The 21,658-nt window shown below is 68.7% G+C and carries 17 protein-coding genes; 8 read left to right on the forward strand and 9 right to left on the reverse strand.

What is annotated here, in order from left to right; genetic code table 11:
* The first annotated feature begins 206 nt into the window (after nucleotides 1-206).
* Nucleotides 207-1,025 (forward strand): hypothetical protein, encoded by an 819-nt coding sequence (locus tag G7B71_RS13675; protein WP_279338410.1) that lies wholly within the window; start codon nucleotides 207-209, stop codon nucleotides 1,023-1,025.
* A 4-nt stretch (nucleotides 1,026-1,029) separates the two neighbouring features.
* Here the strand turns inward: G7B71_RS13675 and G7B71_RS13680 are convergent, their stop codons facing one another.
* Complete coding sequence (locus G7B71_RS13680; protein ID WP_166041825.1) at nucleotides 1,030-1,641, reverse strand: GGDEF domain-containing protein; 612 nt, start codon at nucleotides 1,639-1,641, stop codon at nucleotides 1,030-1,032.
* A gap of 138 nt (nucleotides 1,642-1,779) precedes the next feature.
* Here G7B71_RS13680 and purE point away from each other — a divergent pair, with 138 nt between their 5' ends.
* Both purE and G7B71_RS13690 read left to right on the forward strand, forming a co-directional pair.
* On the forward strand, nucleotides 1,780-2,268 hold the full coding sequence (purE, locus tag G7B71_RS13685) for a 5-(carboxyamino)imidazole ribonucleotide mutase (protein WP_207774806.1): 489 nt from the start codon (nucleotides 1,780-1,782) through the stop codon (nucleotides 2,266-2,268).
* Complete coding sequence (locus tag G7B71_RS13690; protein WP_166041827.1) at nucleotides 2,265-3,332, forward strand: 5-(carboxyamino)imidazole ribonucleotide synthase; 1,068 nt, start codon at nucleotides 2,265-2,267, stop codon at nucleotides 3,330-3,332. Before purE ends, G7B71_RS13690 begins: the two co-directional genes overlap by 4 nt.
* 73 nt (nucleotides 3,333-3,405) lie before the next feature.
* Here G7B71_RS13690 and G7B71_RS13695 read toward each other — a convergent pair whose 3' ends face one another.
* Nucleotides 3,406-6,426: a pitrilysin family protein gene (locus G7B71_RS13695; RefSeq protein ID WP_166041829.1), complete on the reverse strand. Its 3,021-nt coding sequence runs from the start codon at nucleotides 6,424-6,426 to the stop codon at nucleotides 3,406-3,408.
* A gap of 168 nt (nucleotides 6,427-6,594) precedes the next feature.
* Here G7B71_RS13695 and clpB point away from each other — a divergent pair, with 168 nt between their 5' ends.
* The gene (gene clpB, locus G7B71_RS13700) at nucleotides 6,595-9,189 is read left to right on the forward strand and encodes an ATP-dependent chaperone ClpB (RefSeq protein ID WP_166041831.1); all 2,595 of its coding nucleotides are present in this window, start codon (nucleotides 6,595-6,597) and stop codon (nucleotides 9,187-9,189) included.
* Between the two features lie 10 nt (nucleotides 9,190-9,199).
* Here clpB and G7B71_RS13705 read toward each other — a convergent pair whose 3' ends face one another.
* Nucleotides 9,200-10,258 (reverse strand): hypothetical protein, encoded by a 1,059-nt coding sequence (locus G7B71_RS13705; protein ID WP_166041833.1) that lies wholly within the window; start codon nucleotides 10,256-10,258, stop codon nucleotides 9,200-9,202.
* Nucleotides 10,259-10,405: 147 nt separating this feature from the next.
* On the reverse strand, nucleotides 10,406-11,137 hold the full coding sequence (locus G7B71_RS13710; protein ID WP_166041835.1) for a 2OG-Fe(II) oxygenase family protein: 732 nt from the start codon (nucleotides 11,135-11,137) through the stop codon (nucleotides 10,406-10,408).
* 50 nt (nucleotides 11,138-11,187) lie between these two features.
* On the opposite strand from G7B71_RS13710, the gene G7B71_RS13715 reads away from it, so the two are divergent.
* From G7B71_RS13715 to G7B71_RS13725, 3 genes are read left to right on the forward strand one after another with little or no spacing between them, the layout of a single operon-like run.
* Nucleotides 11,188-11,925 (forward strand): 2OG-Fe(II) oxygenase family protein, encoded by a 738-nt coding sequence (locus G7B71_RS13715; protein WP_166041837.1) that lies wholly within the window; start codon nucleotides 11,188-11,190, stop codon nucleotides 11,923-11,925.
* Between the two features lie 10 nt (nucleotides 11,926-11,935).
* Nucleotides 11,936-13,753 carry a tetratricopeptide repeat protein gene (locus G7B71_RS13720; RefSeq protein ID WP_166041839.1) on the forward strand — a complete coding sequence of 606 codons (1,818 nt, stop codon included), beginning with the start codon at nucleotides 11,936-11,938 and terminating at the stop codon, nucleotides 13,751-13,753.
* Nucleotides 13,750-14,658: a methyltransferase domain-containing protein gene (locus G7B71_RS13725; protein WP_166041841.1), complete on the forward strand. Its 909-nt coding sequence runs from the start codon at nucleotides 13,750-13,752 to the stop codon at nucleotides 14,656-14,658. Before G7B71_RS13720 ends, G7B71_RS13725 begins: the two co-directional genes overlap by 4 nt.
* A 28-nt stretch (nucleotides 14,659-14,686) precedes the next feature.
* On the opposite strand, the gene G7B71_RS13730 is transcribed toward G7B71_RS13725, so the two are convergent.
* A complete protein-coding gene (locus G7B71_RS13730; protein WP_166041843.1) occupies nucleotides 14,687-15,643 on the reverse strand; it encodes a 2OG-Fe(II) oxygenase in 957 nt (318 codons plus the stop codon).
* A 110-nt stretch (nucleotides 15,644-15,753) separates the two neighbouring features.
* Nucleotides 15,754-18,759 carry a TonB-dependent receptor gene (locus G7B71_RS13735; RefSeq protein ID WP_166041846.1) on the reverse strand — a complete coding sequence of 1,002 codons (3,006 nt, stop codon included), beginning with the start codon at nucleotides 18,757-18,759 and terminating at the stop codon, nucleotides 15,754-15,756.
* A 306-nt stretch (nucleotides 18,760-19,065) separates the two neighbouring features.
* On the opposite strand from G7B71_RS13735, the gene G7B71_RS13740 reads away from it, so the two are divergent.
* Entirely contained in the window at nucleotides 19,066-19,590 is a 525-nt protein-coding gene (locus tag G7B71_RS13740) for a hypothetical protein (RefSeq protein ID WP_166041848.1), read from the forward strand.
* A gap of 6 nt (nucleotides 19,591-19,596) precedes the next feature.
* On the opposite strand, the gene G7B71_RS13745 is transcribed toward G7B71_RS13740, so the two are convergent.
* From G7B71_RS13745 to G7B71_RS13755, 3 genes are all read right to left on the reverse strand, one after another.
* On the reverse strand, nucleotides 19,597-20,835 hold the full coding sequence (locus G7B71_RS13745) for an aspartyl/asparaginyl beta-hydroxylase domain-containing protein (RefSeq protein WP_166041850.1): 1,239 nt from the start codon (nucleotides 20,833-20,835) through the stop codon (nucleotides 19,597-19,599).
* Nucleotides 20,836-20,868: 33 nt separating this feature from the next.
* Nucleotides 20,869-21,069 (reverse strand): DUF2093 domain-containing protein, encoded by a 201-nt coding sequence (locus tag G7B71_RS13750; RefSeq protein WP_166041853.1) that lies wholly within the window; start codon nucleotides 21,067-21,069, stop codon nucleotides 20,869-20,871.
* Between the two features lie 13 nt (nucleotides 21,070-21,082).
* A partial coding sequence (locus G7B71_RS13755; RefSeq protein WP_279338411.1) for an exodeoxyribonuclease VII large subunit occupies nucleotides 21,083-21,658 on the reverse strand: 576 nt, incomplete at its 5' end.

The following is a 21,658-nucleotide window of genomic DNA, read 5'->3' on the forward strand; positions in this document are numbered from 1 at the left end:
CCCGCCCCGCCCGCCCGCTCCGCGCGCCCGGAGTCCGGCCGTGCGCCCCTCCGGCCCGCTCGCTGGGCGAGGGGGACCATGCGCAGCATGGTGGAGGGGTAGGGCAGCGCACGGCCGGGTTACCCCTCCACCATCCGCCTTCGTCGGATGGTCCCCCTCCCCCAGCAAGCTGGGGGAGGAACAAGCTTCTCCCCCTGCGGCTCGGGATGCGGATGGTGAAGGGGCTGTCCAACATCCATGCCGCGCAGATCCTCGCGGCGCGGCTGGAGCGGCGGTTCGCGTCGGTCGAGGATGTGTGGCGGCGCTCGGGGGTTCCGGTGGCGGCGCTGGAGCGGCTCGCTGAGGCGGACGCGTTCGCCTCGCTTGGCCTCGACCGGCGCCAGGCCTTGTGGCGGGTGCGCGGGCTCGGCGAGAAGGTGCTGCCCTTGTTCGCCGCCATCGAGGCGCAGGAAACGGAGCCTGCGGTCGCGCTCGACTCGATGACCGACGGGCGCGAGGTGGTCGAGGACTATCGTTCGGTGCAGCTGTCGCTTCGCGCCCACCCGCTCGCCTTCCTTCGGCCGGAGCTGGAGCGGCGCGGAATCGTCCCCTGCTCGGCGCTCGGCCGGATCAGCGACGGCCGCCGCATCAGACTGTCCGGAATCGTCCTCATTCGCCAGAGGCCGGGAACGACCAACGTCACCTTCCTCACCATCGAGGACGAGACCGGAATCGCCAACATCATCCTGTGGAAGGACCGGTTCGAGGCGCAGCGGCCGATCGTGATGGCGGCGCCGATGATCGGCGTGACGGGTGTGGTGCAGCGCGAGGGTGACGTTATCCACGTCATCGGCGAGCGGCTCGAGGACCAGAGCGGCCTGCTCCATTCGGTCGGGCGGATGCAGTTCCCCCACCGCTTCAGCCCCGCCGACGGCGCCAAGGGGGGCGGCCGCGACCCGCGCGACGGGCCGAAGCGGCCGGCGCTGCCGCTACGGGAGAGCGATCAGGAGCCGAGGATCAAGGTGAAGTCGCGCGACTTCCACTGAGGCGTCAGAAGGATTTCGCCTTGCGCATGGTGAGTTCGCCGCGGCGGCAAACGTCCTCGACCGTGTCGCCGCGCAGGATGGACGCGACCCCGACCGTCGCCTTGAGCGGCAAGGTGCCGCCGCCGAGGTCGAGCGGATTGCTCTCGATGCAGCGGCCGATCCGTTCGGCGGTCTCGATCGCGCTGTCGGCGTCGAGATGGTCGAGCACGATGGCGAATTCGTCGCCGCCGACCCGCGCCGCGAAGTCGGTGCCGCGGACGAGCTCGCCGACCAGCCTGGCGACGTGGATGAGCGCGGCGTCGCCGGCGACCTGGCCATGCCGCGCGTTGACCGCCTCCAGATCGTCGATGTCGAGATAGAGCAGCGCGCCCGGGGTGCCGTGACGGTTCGCCTGGCTCACCACGCGGTCGATGGCGCGCATGAAAGCGGGGCGATTGGGCAGGCCGGTGAGCGCGTCCTTCTCGGACAAGCGCTCCATCTCTTCGAGCCGCGTGCGCAGCTCGGCCATCGAGGCGCGAAGCAGGGCATTCTCGTCGCTGAGGCGGCCGAGCTCGGCCTGGACGGCCGGCGTCAGTTCCTCCACCGGAATGCCGGAAATGTTGCCCAATGCGCTCACGTCAGTCCCTCTCGTGCGAAGCGGCGTTCTCAAACCCTACCCCGACAGGGTTAAGGAGAGGGAAAAGCGGCTGGTCGTTGCAGGTCCGGCATCGCGCCGATAAGAAGCCCGCTCGGTTCCACGCACAGCCAGGTAAGCATGTCTGAAGAGACGCCGCGCGTCGGCATCATCATGGGCAGCCGCTCCGATTGGGAGACGATGCGCCACGCCGCCGACATGCTGACGACTCTGGGCGTCGCGCACGAGGTCCGCGTGGTGTCGGCCCACCGCACCCCCCAGCGCCTCTACGACTATGCCACCGGGGCGGCGGAGCGCGGCCTCAAGGTGATCATCGCCGGCGCCGGCGGCGCGGCGCACCTCCCCGGCATGGCGGCGTCGATGACGACCCTTCCGGTGCTCGGCGTGCCGGTCGAGAGCCAGGCGCTGTCCGGCTTGGACAGTCTGCTGTCGATCGTCCAGATGCCCGCCGGCATTCCGGTCGCGACATTGGCGATCGGCAAGGCGGGCGCGGCCAATGCCGGCCTGCTTGCCGCCTCGATCCTCGCCGTCAGCGACCCCGAGCTTGGCGAGCGGCTCGCGGCCTGGCGGCGCGCGCAGACGGACGCCGTCGCCGAAAGCCCGGAATGATCGTCCGGCCGGGGTCGACCATCGGCATCGTCGGCGGCGGCCAGCTCGGCCGGATGCTGGCGATGGCGGCGGCGCAGCTCGGCTACCGCACCCACATTTACGCGCCCGACCCGGCGCCGCCCGCGGCCGAGGTGTCGGCCGACTTCACCCGCGGCGACTATGACGACGAGGAGGCGCTGGCGCGCTTCGCCGAGAGCGTCGACGTCGCCACCTACGAATTCGAGAATATCGCCGCCGGGCCCCTGAGCGCGATCGCCGACCGGGTGCCTTTGGTCCCGCCGCGCCGGGCGCTGGAGACGGCGCAGGACCGGCTGACCGAGAAGCAGTTCGCGCGCGATCAGGGCGGACGCCCCGCCCCCTTCGCGGCGGTGGACAGCCGAGCCGACCTCGACCGCGCCATCGCCGAGATCGGCTGCCCCGCGATCCTCAAGACCCGGCGCTTCGGCTATGACGGCAAGGGCCAGGCGAAGATCGCCGCGCCCGGCGACGCCGACGCCGCCTGGGGTGCGATCCACGGCGCCCCGGCGGTGCTGGAGGGGTTCGTTTCCTTCGCGGCCGAGTTCTCGATCCTGCTGTGCCGCGGTCGCGGCGGCGAGACGATGTTCTGGGACGCGACCCGCAACATCCATGTCGACGGCATCCTGCGTCGAAGCGAGGCGCCTGCCGGACCCGAGGTGGAGAAAGCGGTGGCCGAGGGCCGTGCACTGGCGCAGCGGATCGCCGGAGCGCTCGATTATGTCGGGGTGCTGGCGATCGAGTTCTTCGCCGATGCCGAGGGCGCGGTGTTCAACGAGATGGCGCCGCGGGTCCACAATAGCGGCCACTGGACGACCGAGGGGGCGCTGACCTCGCAGTTCGAGAACCATGTCCGCGCGATCTGCGGCCTGCCGCTGGGCGCGACCGACCTCGTCGTGCCGCGGGTCGAAATGGAGAATCTGATCGGCGACGACGTCGAGCGCTGGTGCGATCTGCTCGCCGACCACAGCGCCCACCTCCACCTCTACGGCAAGCGCGAGGCGCGCCCGGGCCGCAAGATGGGCCACGTCACCCGCCTGATCGGCTGAGCGTTCCCCCGGATTGGAGACAAAGAAAAAGGCCGGGCGGTGGGGCCCGGCCTTTCTCATTCTCGGGTCCGGATTACCGGCCGCCGCGCTGCACGCAGCGGTCGGTGACCGTCCGGCTGCACACCGGCAGCTGGCCGGACGGGCGCGGCGCCGCAGCCTGGACCGGCGCCGCCGGTGCGAGCCGCATCTCCTCGATCGGCATGCCTAGCGTCTCGAGCTGCGGACGGACTCGCGCGGCGTCGCCGACCACCACCCAGACGAAGTCGTCGGGATCGATGGTCTCGCGGATGGTGCGGTCGAGCTGCTCCGCGGTCATCGCGCGATAGCGGTCCGCCACCGTCTCCCAATAATTGTCGGGACGACGATAGAGGGCGTTGCTCTGAAGCGCGCTGAGCACGGCCGGCGACGTCTCGAACTGGCCCGGGAGCGTGCCGGTGCTTCCGGCGATCACGCGCTGCAGCTCGTTGGGCTGCACGCCCTGATCCCCGAAGAACATCCGCAACTGCTCCTGGATCGCCCGGATCGAGTCAGCCGTGCGGTCGGACTGGACCGGCGCCTGGATGACGTAGGGCAACTGATGCTCGCGCATGCCGACGGAGCCGCGGGCGCCGTAGGACCAGCCGCGACGCTCGCGCAGCTCCATGTTGATGCGGGCGAGGAAGTCGCCGCCCAGCACCTGGTTGGCGGCGTTCAGCGCCAGCGTGTCGGCGGTGCCGACGACGTCGAGCAGCTGACCCGCGAGGATGATGCTCTGGGGCGACTGCGGACGATCGACGAGGACGATTCGCGAGCGGGTCTCCGGACCGCGTTGCGGGAAGGTCTTCACGCCGCGCGGAACCGCAGGGGCCGTCCAATTGCCGAGACGGCTTTCGAGCTGCGGGACAAGTTGCGCAAGCGGCAGGTCGCTGACCACGAAGATGCGGGCATTGTCCGGCCGGATCCAGCTCTGGTGGAAGCGGATCAGCTCGTCGCGGGTGAGCGTCGAGACGACCTCTGCGCTGCCGGTGCCGGTGCCCGGCTTGCCATAGGGATGCTGGTTGCCGAACAGCACGACCGGAAGCGCGCGGGCGGCAAGCGCCGACGGCTGGGTCAGCTCGGACGCGATCTGCGCGAGCTGCTGCTGACGCACCCGATTCACCTCGGCCGGAGCGAAGGCGGGGTTGCGAATGACGTCGGCGAGCAAGTCGAGCGAGGGCGCGAGGTTCGGAGTCAGTGCCGACAGGCCGACCGTGGTGCGGTCGAGCGAGGCGCCGGTGAAGATGGTCGCGCCGAGCCGCTCTTGCGCTTCCGCCAGCTGGGTGGAGTTGAGGCGGGTGGTGCCTTCCTCGAGCAGGTTGAGCATCAGCGCCTGGGTGCCGAGCCGGTTGGCCGGGTCCGCGGCCGTGCCGGCGTCGAACTCGACCGCCATGCGGGTCACGGGAACGACGTTGCGGCGCGCATAGACCACCTCGATGCCGTTCGACAGGCGCGCCCGCTCGACATCCGGGAAGTCGAGCGTCGGCGGCGTGCCGATCGGCGGCAGCGGACGCTGCGTGGTCGGCTGCTGCTGGTTCCAGTGAACTGGCGCCAGCGGCTGCTCGCCGGCCTGCGGCGTGCGATAGTAGCGCGGACGCTGGCTCGGCGTGGTGACGTTGACGCCGCCGGTGCGGCTGCGGACGCCCGGGGCCTCCTCATAGGCCTCGCGCTCGCCGGGAACGACCGTGAGCGCATAGACCGGACGGCGCAGCCAGCGGCGCATCGCGTCGCGGACCTGGGTCGGGGTGACGGTGGCGAGCTGCTCGAGGCGGGTCTGAACGAAGTTCGGATCATTGGCGTAGAGCATGCCCTCGGCAAGCGCGACGGCCTTGCCGCCGAAGCCGCCGACCTGCTCGAGCCCCTGAACGCGGCTCGACAGGATGCGCATCACCGCACGGCGAACCTCGTCGTCGGTCGGGCCGCGAGTCACGTAATCGGTGATGATCTGGTCGAGCTGGCGCGACACCGCATTGGCATCCTCGCCCGGCTTCACGTCGACCTGGACCTCGAACATGCTGACCCGGTGGAAGTCCTGGACGAAGGAGGCGACGCGGACCGCATTCTGGTCCTCGCGGACGAGTTGGTTGTCGAGGCGCGAGCTGTCGAGGCCGCCGAGGATCATCGCGCCGACGGTGAGCGGCACGATGTCTTCGTGGAGCAGGCCGGGGACGACCCAGTCGCGATAGAGACGCGTGTTGGCGACTCGGTCGCGCATGGTCTGGTCGACTCGGCGCGGCAGCGTCGGGACGCTGGCCTGGGCCGGCTCGTTGACCGGGCCGCGCGGAATGTCGCCGAAATAGCGCTCGACCAGCGGCCGCGCCTCGGCGGCGTTGATGTCGCCGGCAAGCACGAGCACCGCATTGTTCGGGCCGTAATTGTCGCGGAACCACTCACGGACGGTGTCCATGGTCGCCGCGCTGAGATCGGCCATCGAGCCGATCGTCGAATGGCGATAGGGATGGCCTTCGGGGAACAGGGCCTCGAGCTGGGCATATTCGACGAGACCGAACGGCTCGTTATCGCCCTGGCGCTTCTCGTTCTGGACGACGCCGATCTGATTGGTGAGATTCTCCTGGGTGACGGCGCCGAGCAGGTGGCCCATGCGGTCCGCCTCGAGGAACAGCGAGCGCTCAAGCGCCGGCCGCGGCACGGTCTGGAAATAGTTGGTGCGGTCGAACCAGGTGGTGCCGTTGAGGTCGGTGGCACCCATCGCGCGGGTATATTCGAAATATTCGCCCGGGGCGTTCTCGGACCCGTTGAACATGAGGTGCTCGAACAGGTGGGCGAAGCCGGTGCGGCCTTCCGGCTCGTCCTTGGAGCCGACATTGTACCAGATGCTGACCGCCACGACCGGGGCCTTGCGGTCCTCATGGACGACGACACGCAGGCCGTTGTCGAGGGTGAAGGTCTCGTAGGGGATGCGGACCTGCCGCACGAGCTCCTGCGGCGTGGCCGCTCCGGCGGCGCCCGGCTGAACGGCGGCGGCCGTCGCGGTCGACGCGGCGTCCTCGGCATTGGCGAAAGGAGCGCTGAAGGTGACACCCGCAACCAGGGCGAGCCGTAACAATGTGTGGCGCATCGGCATCCTCGATTTTTCCGATGATTTAGACCGGCGAGACACTAACGTCGTGTTTGACCAAGGCAAGACGCCTACCGGGTTTTTTCCGGGTTTTCCGGGCGATGGCGCGGCCGCTCTTGTGTTGCACAAGGGCAACACTACATCGATGCGAGGCTAGGAAGGGGTGTCATGAACATCGAGAAATTCACCGACCGGGCACGCGGCTTCCTGCAATCGGCGCAGACCGTTGCGACCCGGATGAACCACCAGCGGATCACGCCGACGCACCTGCTCAAGGCCCTCCTCGAGGACGACCAGGGCATGGCCGCGGGGCTGATCGCGCGCGCCGGCGGCAATGCGAGCGTCGCGGTGCGGCGAGTCGACGAGGAGCTGGCGCGCCAGCCTTCGGTCACCGGCACCGGAGCCTCGACGCCCGCCGGGCTCGACGCCGAGACTCTGCGAGTCCTCGACCAGGCCGAGCAGATCGCCCAGAAGGCCGGCGATTCCTATGTGACGGTCGAGCGGCTGCTGCTCGCGCTCACCCTCGCCACCACCACCGCGGCGGGGAAGGCGCTGGCCGAGGCCGGCGTGAAGCCGGAAGCCCTCAACAATGCGATCAACGAGCTGCGCGGCGGCCGCACCGCCGACACCCAGTCCGCGGAGGACCGCTACGACGCCCTCAAGAAATTCGCTCGCGACCTCACCGAAGCCGCGCGCGAGGGCAAGCTCGACCCGGTCATCGGCCGCGACGAGGAGATCCGCCGAACCGTCCAGATCCTCGCCCGCCGCACCAAGAACAATCCGGTGCTGATCGGCGACCCCGGCGTCGGCAAGACGGCGATCGCGGAAGGGCTCGCGCTGCGCATCGCCAATGGCGACGTGCCGGACAGCCTCAAGGACCGCCGCCTGATGGCGCTCGACATGGGCAGCCTGATCGCCGGCGCGAAATATCGCGGCGAGTTCGAGGAGCGGCTGAAGGGCGTGCTCGACGAGGTCCGCCAGGCCGAGGGCGACATCATCCTGTTCATCGACGAGATGCACACGCTGATCGGCGCAGGCAAATCGGAAGGCGCGATGGATGCCGGCAACCTCCTCAAGCCGGCGCTGGCGCGCGGCGAGCTTCACTGCATCGGCGCGACCACGCTCGATGAATATCGCAAATATGTCGAGAAGGACCCGGCCCTTCAGCGGCGCTTCCAGCCGGTGTTCGTGGGCGAGCCGACGGTCGAGGACACGATCTCGATTTTGCGCGGGCTCAAGGAGAAATATGAGCTCCATCACGGCGTAAGGATCACCGATGGGGCGATCGTCTCGGCGGCGACGCTCTCCAACCGCTACATCACCGACCGCTTCCTTCCGGACAAGGCGATCGACCTGATGGACGAGGCCGCGTCGCGGCTGCGCATGGAGGTGGAGTCGAAGCCCGAGGAGATCGAGACTCTCGACCGCCGGATCATCCAGCTCAAGATCGAGCGCGAGGCGCTGAAGCGGGAAAGCGACCAGGCCTCGCGCGACCGGCTAGAAGCGCTCGAGGCGGAGCTGGCCGCGCTCGAGGAGCAGTCGGCCGAACTGACCCAACGGTGGCAGGCCGAGAAGGACAAGATCGCCGGCGAATCCAAGATCAAGGAGCAGCTTGACCAGGCGCGTCTGGAGCTTGAGCAGGCGCAGCGCGGCGGCGATCTCGCGAAGGCCGGTGAGCTCCAATACGGGCGCATCCCGGCGCTCGAGAAGCAGCTCGCCGACGCCGCGGCCGCCAGCGAAGGGGTGATGCTGCGCGAGGAAGTCACGTCGGAAGACATTGCCGGCGTCGTTGCCCGCTGGACCGGCATTCCGATGGAACGGATGGTGGCGGGAGAGCGCGACAAGCTTCTCCAGATGGAGGCGCAGATCGGCAAGCGCGTAATCGGCCAGGCGGCCGCGGTCGAGGCCGTCAGCCGCGCCATTCGCCGTGCCCGCGCCGGCCTCCAGGACCCCAATAGGCCGATGGGCTCGTTCCTGTTCCTGGGCCCGACCGGCGTCGGCAAGACCGAGCTCACCAAGGCGCTCGCCGACTTCCTGTTCGACGACTCGCACGCGATGGTCCGTATCGACATGTCGGAGTTCATGGAGAAGCACAGCGTCGCGCGCCTGATCGGCGCCCCTCCCGGCTATGTCGGCTATGAGGAAGGCGGCGTGCTGACCGAGGCGGTGCGGCGGCGGCCCTACCAGGTCGTACTGTTCGACGAGGTCGAGAAGGCCCATGGCGACGTCTTCAACATCCTCTTGCAGGTGCTCGACGACGGCCGGCTGACGGACGGCCAGGGCCGCACCGTCGACTTCACCAACACGATCATCATCCTGACCTCGAACCTCGGCAGCCAGTACCTCACCAGCCTCACCGACGACGAGGATGTCGGCAAGGTCGAGCCGCAGGTGATGGAGGTGGTGCGCGCGCATTTCCGGCCGGAATTCCTCAACCGGCTGGACGAGATCATCCTGTTCCACCGCCTCGGCGCCGAGCATATGGGCCCGATCGTCGACATCCAGGTCGAGCGGCTCGGGAAACTACTCGCCGACCGCAAGATCAGCCTCGACCTCAGCGACGTTGCCCGCGCCTGGCTTGGACGGGTCGGCTACGACCCCGTCTATGGCGCTCGACCGCTCAAGCGCGCCGTTCAGAAATATCTGCAGGACCCGCTCGCGGACGCGTTGCTTCGCGGAGAGATCCGCGACGGCCAAAGGGTCAAGGTCGACGAGGGCGACGGCAAGCTGGTCCTGAGCCCGAGCCTGGAGAAGCCCGCCTGAGCGGGTCGCGTCAGCCGGCGGCGGGCAGCGCCCCGGCCCCGCCAAGCCGTTGATGCGCGCCCAGGGTCCGCTCGGCCCAGCGAAGCGACGAGGAGATGAGCGTGCCGTGGTAGCGCTCGATATCCGCGTCCTCGGCCTGACGCGTTTCCAGCAGGAAGCTGCGCCCGGGACCCTTGGCGTTCTCCATCGCCCGCGTCGCGGCATGGCCGGCGAGCCGCGACGGCGCGATGCCGAGGGCGAGGATGGCATTGGCCAGCAGGGCCGCTTCGGCGGGCCGGGCGGTGATCGTCCCGGAGTCGGCGACGCAGCGGCCGTCCCAGCCCGCCCGGCGTATGACTGAAGCGAACAAATCGAGCTGAAGATGGAGGGCGAGCAAGGCGAGATTGGCCGCGCGGCCCAGCGGGTCGGAGGCGGCGGCGACCGCTTCTCGCACCAACTTCTGCGCTGCCTTGGTCGAGGCGAAATGCTGGGCGGCACGGGCCGTGAATGCGAGACGGTCGCGGCCGCCACGCAGCACCGCCACGAGGAACGGCCGCCGCTCCATGGTGATGAAGAGCGGTTGCACCGACGCGGGATCGGCGGTCAGCTCGTCGAGCAGGGTGTTCGCCCAGTTGGACGGCTTGACGATGATCGGCTCAACGGCTGCCCAGCGGCGGCCGAGACAGGCCTGAGCGAGGCTGAGCGCCGGACCGAGCCGCGGATCGCCGGCCGGCCCGGCCCGCCGCTTCCAGTCGGCAAGATCGACCAGGCAATTGGGCTCCTTGAGCACGAATGCCGACCCTGGCAGCTCCAGCATTCGCGAGAGCAACGTCGATCCGCAGAAGGATACATGGAAGATGAAGCGTCCGGGGCTCCCGGGCGGCTCGCCGATTCCCGTCTGGGCGACCGCCTCGTCGAGCGGAAAGTCGACCGGCGCGCCGGTGGCGAAATCGGACCGCCCATCGATGAAGCTGGGTCGCGCGAGTCTCTGCGCCGTCGTCGGGATGAAGGTAACCCGACCAAGGACCGGATCGATCCGGTGGAGGAAATAGCGCGGGTCGGCCAGGACCGCGCGGAGATCGGGATTCATCGGGACACGTTTTTTCACACCCTGACTCGCCGTGTTACCCGATTAGGGCAGCAATACGGCATTGGCGCGCGTCGGATCGACGAAACGCCCTCTGGTTTCGACGAAGAGCAGACGCGGTTTCGATATTCCGGACGACGGGCGGGCAGGTCAGGCGTCGCCGCTGCGCAGCCAGCCAGTGATCGAATAGCGTCGATACGCGGCCGCCCGGCTCACTTCGCTGACGCTGTGCATCGCCGGGACGGCGAACAGGTTGAGGCTGTTGAAGGCGGGGACAAGGCCATGGTCGATATGGCCGTCGGCGCCGTGGAACAGCAGAAGCCCTCCCCATTCGAGCCGCCATTGCGGCGTCAGGCTGAGGACGTAGGCGGCGCGGCGGCCCTTGCCGGCAATTCGATCGTCATGGCCGGTAAGGAAGTCGCCCGGCGAATAGGCCGTCGCCTGCGCGTCGGCGAAGGCGATGTCGGCCGCGCCTGTGACGACACGGAGGAAGTCCCGGGCCTCTCCTCCCGACAGCCAGGTTGCGAATGCGGCCAGCGGGTCGTCCGACGCGGCGCGCTCGGCTGGAGCGTCCGGCACGCGGATCGTCTCGTAGCGATATTGAAAACCGGTTCGCGCCTGCGCGTAGACGGCGTCGTCGAGCGCGCGCGCCTGCTCCGCGGCCATCGCGGCGCGGGTCGGCCGGTCCAGCTCGACATAGCCTCTGCTGGTCGTGAGCACCTGGCGCCAGTCGCCGCGGCCGCGCAGCTCCTGGTGAAGCGCGTTCGCCGAATCGCCGGCAAGGAAGTCCGGGATATGCAACCAGCCCTGCGCGGCGAACCTCGTCGCCAGCGCGTCGACATCATGGCCCCCGCCGAGCCGCAACCTGCCTTGCCAATCCATCAGGGCCGCCCTTGTAATGGCGCGCGCTTATGTGAGAAGTGCCGCAATCCATGGCCGACGAAATTCGCCTCCTCGACATCAACCCGAATCTCGACCGCAAGGCACTGGCGCGCCGCTTTGCCGCGGAGCGAAGGGTCCAGATTCGCGACGTTTTGACCGAGGAATCGGCGCGAAACGTCCACGCGATCCTTGCACGCCAGACTCCCTGGGGAATCGCCTGGCATGCGGGACCCGACGGACCGCACAACGTGCCGCAGCCGAAGCTGAAGACGATGCCGCGCGAGGAGATGGCAGCGCTGCAGGAGAAGCTGGGCGCCGCGCTGCGGGGCCGGGACTATGGCTTTCTCTATGCGCAATATCCGATGGTCCACGCCTATCTGGAGGGTTGGGCGCCCGGCGGCCCGCACGAGGCCATCGTCGAGCTCATCAACGATGCCCCGTTCATGGCCTTCGTGCGCGAGGTCACCGGCATGACCGACCTCGTCAAGGCCGATGCCCAGGCCACTCTGTACGCCCCCAACCAGTTCCTGGCGCTGCACGACGACAGCCATGTCGCCGAGGGCTGGCGGGTCGCCTATGTGCTCAACATGTGCGCGGAGGACTGGCGGCCCGAATGGGGAGGCTACCTCAACTTCTACGACGAGGAGGGCGACGTGGTGCAGGGCTTCAAGCCACGGTTCAACGCGCTCAACCTGTTCGCGGTGCCGCAGAAGCATAACGTGACGTTTGTCCCCCCGTTCGCACCGATCGGGCGATATGCCATCACCGGCTGGTTCCGGAATTTCTGAACGCGCGATGATGGGTGGAGCCCGCGATCGGCCGATGGACCCCAATGCCGTCAACAGCCTCTTCGCGCGCGCCGAGCAGGCGTTCCTCAACGGACGCATCGACGCAGCACGACAGGACCTGAGGGAGCTTGGGCGCGCCGTCGGAGACCATCCGACCGTGCTTCACCTGCTCGCGCTCGTCGAGAAGAAAGGCCGCAATGCCGAGGCGGCGCGAGCGGCATTCCAGCGGGCCGCGGCCCTGGCCCCGAACGATCCCCAGATCGCCGGCAACTACGCGAACCTGCTGCAGGAGCTCGGCGCGTTCGACGAAGCGCTGGCGCAATATGGCCGCGCTCTTGCGCTCAATCCCGGCTTCCGGGAGGCACGCTACAACCGAGTCCTGGTTCTCCAGAAGCTCGGCCGGCTCGATGAGGCGCTTGCCGACCTCGACGCGATCCTGTCCGCCGGACCGGCCGACGCACGGGCCCTTACCGCCCGCGCCGGCATTCTGAAGCTGCTGGGTCGTGCGGGCGAGGCGGCCGAGGCATATGATGCCGCCCTCCAGGCCGACCCGTCCGGGGTCAACGCGCTCCATGGGCGCGCCCGGATCGCAATGGAGCGAGGGGAAGCAGGCGCCTCGGATCTTTATCGCCGGGCGTTGGAGCAACGTCCGCACGATCCCGAGCTGTCGCTCGGCATGGCTGAGGCGCTCGAGGCGGAGGGCAATTCGCTCGGGCTCACCATCCTGGCCGACGCCGTCGAGCGCAATCCCGGCTGGACCGTCGGTCATGAGGTGCTGGCGCGGATGCGGTCGGAGGCTGGCGAGGGCGACACTTTCGCCAGTCATTATCAGCACGCGATCGAGCGCCGGCCCCAGGACCGGGCGCTCCACTATTCCCACTGGCACAGCCTTGCCCGCGGCGAACGCTATGCCGAGGCGTTGGCAGCCCTTCGGAGCGCCCGCGGCCATATTGCGGATGAGCCGGAAATGCGCCTGATGGAGGCCATCTTCACCAGCGAGGCCGGCGACGCCCGCGCTGCGCTTGCCTTGCTTGATGAAACGGCCGGTCAGCTCGATGGTCCGGACCTCTGGTTCGCACGCGGACGGATCGCGCTGCGCGCGGGCGACGCGGCCCAGGCGGCGCGATTTCTCGAAAAGGTGACCGCTGCCGATCCCGCTTCGGTGAATGGCTGGGCGCATCTCGACCTCGCCTGGCGGCTCATCGGCGACCCGCGCCACGAGTGGCTGTCCGGCCAGCCGGGCCTCTACGGGACCGGCGACATCGGCCTGTCGTCGGCGGAACTGACCGCCGTCGCCGACCTGCTTCGCGGTCTCCACCGCACCCGGGCTCATCCGATCGGACAGTCGCTGCGCGGCGGCACCCAGACGCGCGGGCGGCTGTTTTGGCGACACGAGCCCGAAATTGCCCGGTTGCACGACGCGATCTTCGCCGCCGTTCGGTCGCACGTCGAGGTGCTGCCGCCGCGCGACAGCGACCATCCCCTTCTGCGACATCGGGACTCGACGATGACGATCGAGGGGAGCTGGTCGGTCCGGCTCACGTCGCAAGGATTCCACGTCAACCATGTCCATCCCGAAGGCGTGCTGAGCTCCGCCTGCTACATCAGCCTGCCGCCCTCGCTTGGCGCTGGCGACACGCGCGACGGCTGGCTCGAGCTGGGACGGCCTCCGGAACAGCTGTCCCTCGGACTCGAGCCGCTTGCCTCGATCGAACCGCGACCGGGGCGGCTTGCGCTGTTCCCGAGCTATCTCTTCCACGGGACCCGCCCGTTCGCCGGCGGCGAGCGGCTGACGGTCGCCTTCGACGTCGTGGCGGCGAAGGCGTGACCGATCCCCGCCAGGCCTGGACGAGCTTCTGGACCGACGCCGGCCGGGCGTCGCAGGCCTGCCTTCCCGACGCGCCGGGCATCGACCGGGCGCTGCGTGCGGCGTGGCGGGACTTTGCCGGGACGCTGCGCAAAGGCGCGAGAGTGCTCGACCTCGCGACCGGCGATGGCACGGTCCTCGCGCGGATGGCGGGCGCGAGGCCCGACCTGAAGCTGACCGGCGTCGACTATGCGGCCGCGCTGCCGCCGGCGCCGCGGGGGGTCAAGCTCAAGTCGGGGGTGTCGATCGAGGCGCTGCCGTTCGCGGACGGCAGCTTCGACGCGGTCACGAGCCAGTTCGGCATCGAATATGCCGACCAGCAGCGGTCGGTGGCCGAGCTGGCGCGGGTTCTTGGCGGAGGCGGCCGCTTCCAGCTGGTCGTCCACAACCATTCGAGCCCCGTGCTCGGGCACAACCGCGCCAGGGCGGTAGCGCTGCGCTGGGCGGCGCGAGACAGCGGCTATCTTACGCGAGCGAACCAGTTCGCCCGGCTGGGCTCGTCCTCGGGGCTCCCCATTCCTCCGCTCTTCCGCGCCGCTCCGAACGAGGCCCGCGCCGCGTTCCCAGGCCAGCCGGTGGCTGCGGAGTTCGTCACCGCCATCCTGCAGTCGCTCGAACTCGGGCGGCGGGGACCGCCGGAGCAGACCGTCAACGCGCTGTCCGTGCTCGCGGCCAAGGCGGAGCACGAGCTCGCCAGGATCGCCGCGCTCGAAGCGGCGGCACTCGACACGGTCGGGGTCACCGGGCTTGCCGCGGCCCTGACCGATGCCGGACTTGCGGTCGATGCGCCCGCGACGCTCGATGATCCCGATTCCCGGCGGCCCTTCGCCTGGGTGATCGCCGGACGTTCGCCCGCCAAGCCCTGATCCTCCGGATCGGGCGCCCTGCCCGTTGTCAGGTCACGGCCCAGGGGTGATAGTCGCGCTGCCGGATCCACCGCGTTGCCAGCCATTTGGTACCGGCCATGACCGGGAGACCGGCGTGGCGGCTGTCGAGGTCGGGCCGCCCCTCCTCGTCGACGTTGCGGAAGATGAGGGCATCGCCGGCACGGCCGGCAAAGGTAATGCCTGCGGAATCGAAGCGGGTCTCGCCGCCGACATAGCCGTCGTTAAGATAGATCAGCACCGTCCAGTGGCGCTGGTTGGTCACGCCAGGCAGCGAATCGACGTGAGGCCGATATTCCTGCCCGGGGGCATAGCTCAGGATGTGAAGAGGCTCCCCCCAGCTGACGCGAGTCCCGGTTACGCGCGCGATCCTTCGATTGATCTTGTGGATGACATGATCTTCCTGGGTGGGCCCGAAGCTCATGCCGCTCGATGTGCGTACCGGGTGGGGAATGCGCCGGCCGGATTGGGGGTCGATGACGAATGACGGCTGGAGATGCGGTGCTGAAAGAGTGATGACGTAATCGCATTCCTCGGGCGAGAGAAACCCTCTCACCGCCCGGATCGAGGGTGAATCCGAAAGCCTCTCGACCGGGAGCGCCGCGACTTCGGCGTCCGGACGCATCTTCTCCGCGAAGCCGAGCTGAAGCTCCGCATAGGCGTCCCTGGCCCGAATTCCGGCCAGGATCGCGGCTGCCGTGTCCGGATCGCTCGGGCAGCCAGTGCCATTGCCGATCAGCGTCGCCCGCAGCCGCACCGCCTCGATATTCCCGCAATCGGCCGACTGCTCCAGCAGCCGGTGAGCCTGGCCGAGATCGCGACGTCCGTGAAGGCCGAACAGCCGCCAATTGGCCACTGCGAACAAGGTTTCGCCGTCGCCTGCGCTTGCCGCCCGCCGCAGCGCCAGCTCGGCATCCTGTTCCTTCCCCGCGGAGAAAAGGCCCCTAAGCTCGTCGAGCAGCGTCATGCCGGACTCCCGCGGATTTGGTCGGACCGCAGCTCCATGCGCTTGAGCGGCGGACAAAAAAAGGGACGGCGGTTTGACCCGCCGTCCCCGATTTTTGCGACTGGCTTTGGTTAGAAGCGCAGGTTCGCCGAGATGAAGAAGTCCCGTCCGATGACATCGTAGCTGCCCGGATAGGTGTTCGCCTGCTCCTGGTTGTCGCCGACGATGGGCGGCAACTTATCGAACATGTTGTTGATGCCCATGTTCAGCGTGAGGTTGTCGTCCACGGCGAACGCGAAGGACAGGTCGAACAGGTCGTACGCGCTGATCCGCTCGACGATGAAGTCGGTCGAGTCATCGTCGTCGTTGACCTCCCCAAGGTGCCGCCAGCGCAGGCTGGCAGTGAAGGGGCCGTCGACGAAGGACAGGCGGCTCGACCACTTCCACTCCGGCGTCGGGTTGCCGCAGTTGAGGCCGAACCGGCCCGAGCACTCGACCACGTCGTCGGGCAGATCGACCAGCGGCGTGAAGTTGTTCTCCCACGAGTAGTTGGCGAGGAAGAAGAAGCTCAGCCGCGACTCACCGGCACCCATCAGGCTGAACCCGAGCGGCATGTTGTAGTCGACCTGGAAGTCGATGCCTTCGGTCGTGAACGACGCCAGGTTGGCGTTGTTCGCGTTGACCACGAACGGGGGACCCGAAATGACGCCGATCGGATCGCGGTTGATCAGCTGGCAGAGCGAGCTGCTGGCATCCTGAATGACGTTGTAGCACAGGTTCAGGATGTTGTTCACGCCGCCGCCGGCCGCCGCGATCGCACTGTCGATCTGGATGTCATAATAGTCGACAGTGATGTTGAGCCGCGGGATGAACCGCGGGCGGAGGACCACGCCGGCCGTCCAGGTATCCGCGACCTCTTCCTGCAGGTTGGGATTGCCGCCGAACGAACCCTGGATCTGGGAGTTGGGCTGCAGGGCCGGGGAACCGACGCTGCCCGCGGGCACGCCGGTGGCGATGCAGACATCCCGGATCGTCGGGTTGGTCGCCGCCGAGGGCAGGGCGCACGGATCGGTCGCCGGCGGGAAGCCGACCTGCTGGCCGCCGAACAGCTCCTGGACGTTCGGCGCGCGGATCGCCCGCTGGTACTGGCCGCGGAACGTGATGTCGCGGATCGGGGCAAATTCGGCGCCGGCCGCGTAGGTCCACACACCGCCGACATTGTCGAGCGAATAGTCGGAGTAGCGGGCCGCGCCATTCAGCTCGAGCCGGTCGATGAACCCGTCCTGGATGATCGGGATGCGAAGCTCGGCGAACGCCTCCTTGGCGCTATATGCGCCCTGGGTCGGCTGGCCGGCGTTGAAGCCGACGACGTCGCCCGACGACAGCGCGGTGTCCGGAATGAACTGGCCGAGCATGTTGCGCCATTCGACGCCGGCCGCGAAGGCCACCGGGTCGGTCGACCAGGGGATCTGGAACAGCGAACCGGAGACCGACGCCTGCGCCACCTGCAGCTCAGAAATGTCCTGGTTTTGGGCCAGGATCGAGATTTGGTCGACGCAATCCTGGCTCAGCAGGTCCGCGCCGAAGACGTTGCAGGTGCCGTTCGCCGCGAGCCGCGTGAACGCCGACCGCGAGACGTTGCCGAACTGGACCGACGCGTTCCGCGTGCGGGCATAGGAATAATAGAGGTCGTAGGTCAGGTTGTCGGTGAGATCGCCACGCATGCCGACGAGGACGCGGAACGCATTGCGATCGTCGGACACGTTGCGCGACGAAATGCCCGTCGTGCGGGTATTCGTCTGGAGCCGGACCGTATCGCAGGTGGCCGGATCGGCGAGAAGCGGACCGGCGCCGTCGGGATCGTCGCAGCCCGTCGCCAGCGCCGGGAACGTCGACGCCCCCGCGGTGATCGGTCCGAACGCCGTCGAGCCGGTATTGATCGCCTGCTGCTGCCGCGCAGCGATCAGCCGCATCTGGGCAATGTCGGCATCGCTCACGAACGGATCGATCGCCGCGAGGCTGTAGTCCACGTTCTGGGTGATCGGGGTGGCCGCCAGCTCGTTCTGGACGCGGTTGTTGATGAAGGTGACCTCGGCATAGGCGTTGATGCCCTCCGCCACCTCATATTCGGCGTAGCCGCCGAGCGTCCAACGCTCCTGCGGCACCATCAGATAGTTGGCCGGAGCGTAGTTGTAGCTGCACGGGCCGCCGCAATAGGGAATGCTCGTGCCGGGCGCCTGGAAGAAGGCGCCGAGGCCGGAATAGTTGGTGCCCGCGCCGACCGAGGGTCCACCGACGGCGACGAAGCGGCCCTGGGGAACGCCGGCCGAGCCGAGCGGGATGAGGCCCGGAACGGGCTCGCCCCACGCCGCCGTCTGGCCGGTCGTGCCGGCGCCGTCGCCGAGCGCGTTGCGCGAGAAGTCGCGGTCGCCCTGGAAGATGTCGCCGCGATTGTAATATTCGGCATAGACCGCGACATGGCCGCGGCCGTCGGCGAACTGGCTGCCCAGCGCCACATAGCCGTTGTAACGGCGGCCGTCGCCTTCCTCGGTGATGCTGTACTGGCCGCCGAGGATGATGCCGTCGAGATCGGTCCGCAGGCGGAAGTTGACGACGCCGGCAAGCGCGTCGGAACCGTAGACCGCCGAGGCGCCGCCGGTGACGACGTCGACGCTGTCGATCAGGAACTGCGGGATCGTGTTGAGATCGACCACCTGGTTGGTGTCGAAGAAGATGTAGCGCCGGCCGTTGACCAGCACGAGGTTACGCTGCGAGCCGAGGCCGCGCAGGTTCAGGGTGGCGACGCCGCCGCCCGGATTGTTCGAGAAGGCGGTCGCTCCGGGGATGACCTGCGGGAGCGTGTTGATCACCTGCTCGACGTTGACCGAGCCCGAAAGGGTGAATTCTTCGTCCTGCACCACCGCCAGCGGGCTGGTGGAGGTCAGATCGCGGCGCGACGCGATGCGCGAGCCGGTGACGACCACAAGATCGTCGTCTTGTTGGCCAGCGGTGGGATCCTGCGACGTCTGAACCGGCGATTCCGGCTGATCGTCCTGAGCATAAGCCGGGACAGCAGCCAGAGCGGCGCCCACAGCAAAGGTCGACGTCAGCAGACGCAGACGGAGGTTGGAAGCCATTATATTGATCCCCTTTCATTCACGCGGCGAACCGCATTCCCACCCCCTCGGCCGACGATCGCGGCCGAAAGGCAAGTGCGCGCATGCGAAGCGACTTCACGAGCTACACGCGCCCTGTTTAGGAGATCAGCGGAAAGCCAAGCAATGGCGCGCCCCCGCTTCCTCCGTCTTTGTCGCCGGCTGTAGTAAAAAAGTCACATGAGCCGGTACACGGTTCAAAGGCTGACTGTGGCCGGCGCGACCCGCTTGCGCAGGCGCGGACAGCCGCTAACCTGCGAATAATCAACCCGGTTCAAGGGAGCAGCCATGCCGCCGCGCCTCGTCGTCATCCCGCTCGCCGCGATCCTCGCCGCGCCGGCCGTCGCCCAGCCGCCGAACGCGGAGTCACCGCCCCCGGCCTTCCAGCGGGCCGTCGCGTGCCGCGCGGTCGCCGATCCGCAGGAGCGGCTCGCCTGTTACGACCGGGAAGTGGCGGCGCTGGCGGCTGCCGAGACGTCGCGCGAGATCCGGGTGGTCGAGCGGCAGCAGATCCAGCGTACCCGCCGGTCGCTGTTCGGCCTGGTCTTGCCCGACCTGAACGTCTTCGGCGGCGATGACGGCGACGAGGGGGTCAGCGAGATCAATGGAACGATCCGCGCCGTGAGCCAGGACGCTTATGGCAAGTATCGCTTCACGCTCGAGGACGGCGCCCGCTGGCGCCAGATCGACAGCCGCGAACTCTCGGCCGAGCCGCGCGTGGGACAGCCGATCCGGATCCGCCGCGCCGCAGCCGGCTCCTTCCTCGCCAACGTGAACCGCCAGATCGCGATCAGGGTGCGCCGCGACCAGTAGGCGCGCTCAGCCGATCACCCGGACCGCGGCGCGCTCGGCCTCCGTCAGGAAAGGGTTCCAGGCGTCGAGGATCAATATGGCGCGCGGACGATCGCTGTCGTTCCACGCCTCGTGCTCGATCGTGTCGTCGAACGCCCAGGCTTCGCCCTCGCGCCACTCCCGAGTCTCCCCTCCGACCCGGAAGCCGCAGCCTGCCGGCACGACCAGAGGCAGGTGGACGGTCACGCGCACATTGGTGGTGCCATGATGGGCCGGAATGCGAGTCTTCGGCGCCAAGATCGAGAACATCACCGATGGCGCCTTGCCCGGAATGTCGATGAGCGGCAGCGAGTCCAGTAGCGCGGCCGTCTCCGGGCAGCGCGCGCAATGCGCGTCCTGACGCACGCCGTCCCGCCAGAAGAACCAGGCGCTCCAGCGGGGGCTGTGGTTTAGCTCGACCCATTGGTTGACGGGCTGCGTCGGATCGAAGGCGACATAGGGCTGGAAGCCGGCCTCGTCCTCGGCCCAGATCGACAGCAGCTCGCCGCGAATGAGATCGGTCGCCGCCTCCAGCCGGTCGAACCAGGGGAAGAGGCTGCGATCGAAATATTCGGGCGCGGGAATGAAGGGGAAATGACCGCCGGTCGGCTTCGGCTGGTAGATTTTGCGGCGGCCGGTGCTGTGGTCGGCATAGGCCCGGACGCGGTGAAGATCGGAATCCGCATAGGCTTCGTAGACCTGGCGCAGCGGCGCCTCGAGCTGAGCCGCGCGGCGTTCGCCAGCGGCGCGCACGACCTCGCGCCCGTGCGCCAGAGCGCTGCGGATCGCCTCCGGCAGGGCCGGCGTATCGGGCGACGCGGCGAGGAGGTTGCGATAGGCGGCGGCGCTCTCGTCCGGCCGATCGGCGCGCTCCAGCGCCTGCGCCTTCTTGAGCATGGCCGGCAGCAGATAGGGATCGATCGCAAGCGCGCGGTCGAGCGCGCCAATCTCCTCGTCGACGCGGCCGGCGGCGCGACAGGCCTCGGCCAGGTTGAGCCAGAGCGGCGCCGCCTTCGGGTCGACCTCCGTCGCCCGGCTGAACCGCGCGATCGCCTCGCCCGCCTGGCCACTCTCGAGCAGCAGGAGACCGAGCGAGTTCAGCGCCGCTGCATTATCGGGATTTCGATCGATGATCGCCTCGAACATCGCGCGCGCTTCGCTGGCGCGGCCCGCGCGCCGCGCCTGAAGCGCCTCGCGCATCATCGTGTCCGCCTCGCTCGCCTCCATTTCCTCCCTTTCACCCCAAGCTGGCGGCAATGCTCAGGACAGGCCCTCGGCCTTCATCACCGCCTCGGCGTTGACATAGGCCTCCTGGCGCTCAGCGCTCCAATATTTGAGCTCGCCGAGCGGGATCGCCTGCTTGGTGACGGCGCACACGACATGGTCGCCGGCGCTCAGCACGCGATAGGTGCCGGGGAGATAGTGAAGCCGCGCCGGGCGGCCGCGGTTCGACATGAGCATTGGTCTTGTCTCCTCAGAGCAGCTTGGGCTGCCCCGGTTGCTCCTTCATATGGCGGCTCGGCCGCCTAGGCTCAACCGCGCCCTCGACGAAAGCCGGCACGGCGCCATCCGCGAAATGAATGTTGAGCCGGCCGGCGGCGCGCGCGGCGGCGGCGCTGGTCAGCGTGCGGCCGTCGCCGCTCTCGATCCTGGCGAAGCCGCGCTGAAGCGGCCGTTCGGGATGGACGAGCTCGGCCATGCGCCACGTGGTCGCCAGCCGCTCGCGGGCCCGCGCGAGGGCGTTGTTGAGAAGCTGCGGGCGGAGCGCGCCGGCGTCGCGGGCGAGCTCGGCGCGGGCGCGGTCGAGCCGCTGGCGCAAGGCGCGGGGCAGGCGCTCGGCCAGATCGTCGAGCCGCTGCTGCTGGGGGGCGAGCAGTTCCTCGCGCTCCGGCCAGTGGCGAAGCAGGGCCTCGAGCCGCTCGCCGGCGCGCTCGACGGTGCGGGCGGCGCAGCGCTCGGCGCGATGGCCCATCTGGCGCACCTGGGCGAGCAGGTCGGCGCGCACCGGCACCGCGAGCTCGGCGGCGGCGGTCGGCGTCGGCGCGCGCAT

The sequence above is a fragment of the Sphingosinicella sp. YJ22 genome (assembly GCF_011320075.1).
In the GTDB taxonomy this organism is placed as follows: domain Bacteria; phylum Pseudomonadota; class Alphaproteobacteria; order Sphingomonadales; family Sphingomonadaceae; genus Allosphingosinicella.